Origin of the sequence: Burkholderia sp. lig30 (assembly GCF_000687455.2) — a bacterium.
In the GTDB taxonomy this organism is placed as follows: Bacteria; Pseudomonadota; Gammaproteobacteria; order Burkholderiales; family Burkholderiaceae; genus Burkholderia.
This window is the reverse complement of the sequence record NZ_JGVW01000035.1, coordinates 1-830: the sequence shown is the minus strand read 5'-3', so window position 1 is coordinate 830 and position 830 is coordinate 1. Positions and strand designations below refer to the sequence as shown.

The 830-nt window shown below is 62.2% G+C and carries 1 protein-coding gene; it reads right to left on the bottom strand.

Annotated elements, in window-relative coordinates; genetic code table 11:
• Nucleotides 1-250: 250 nt before the first annotated feature.
• Nucleotides 251-830: type VI secretion system baseplate subunit TssK (gene tssK / locus LIG30_RS02315; RefSeq protein ID WP_038709333.1), on the bottom strand; the 580-nt coding region annotated here is incomplete at its 5' end.

Genomic DNA, 830 nt, shown 5'->3' with positions numbered 1-830 from the left:
GCGGTCGCCGTACATCGGCAGCGCAGCGCCGGAAACCGACAACGTCCGTGGTACATCAAGCAAAGCCATTCCGGGATCTCCGTTGAATCGATCGGATCATTGATCATCTGTCATGTATTCGAGATGTGACGGATGTCCTACCTTACTTCCAACCATTTACGCGAAAACAACCCGACAATATCGCCAGGAAGATCAAATAGGTGATCGTTACCGCAACCTTCTTGAACATATATCCTCACTTAAGTCGCGCTTATGCGCGTACGCCCCACAATTCGAGCTTGAGCGACGGAAAATCCCCCGCGACGTGCAGCGCAATACCACCGTGGCGCGCGACCTCCTCCCAAAGCGGCCCGCCCTGGGTCAGCTCGTAATAGATGTAGCCAGCATTGAACGGGATCTGCCGGGGCGGCACCGGCAGCGCCTGCAAGCCGATGCCCGGCAAATGACTGCGAACGAGGCCCGGCAGCTTGTCCGAAGGCCCGGCCTTCGCCTGCGCAAGAAACTGCTGCTTCAGCACATCGGGCGGCATCGCCGCATGCACGGCCAGCACGAGCGCCGTGAAGCCCTGCATGTCGACCGGATCGACCACCGCGTTGCGCATGCCGTGACCTCGATCCTCGAGCGTGATGCTCTGCGCGCTACGGACCAGCACGGCATTGAGCAGCCGGTGCGTGTCGTCGACGACCGGCTTCAGGCACAGGTGCGGCGCCGCATGCTGATACGGCGGGTGCGTGTCGAGCGGCCTGCGCGTGTCGGTGCGCAGATGCGTCGACAGTTCGCCCGCCATACCGATCAGCAGCGCGTACACGTCGGCCGGCGACGTCGCCGGC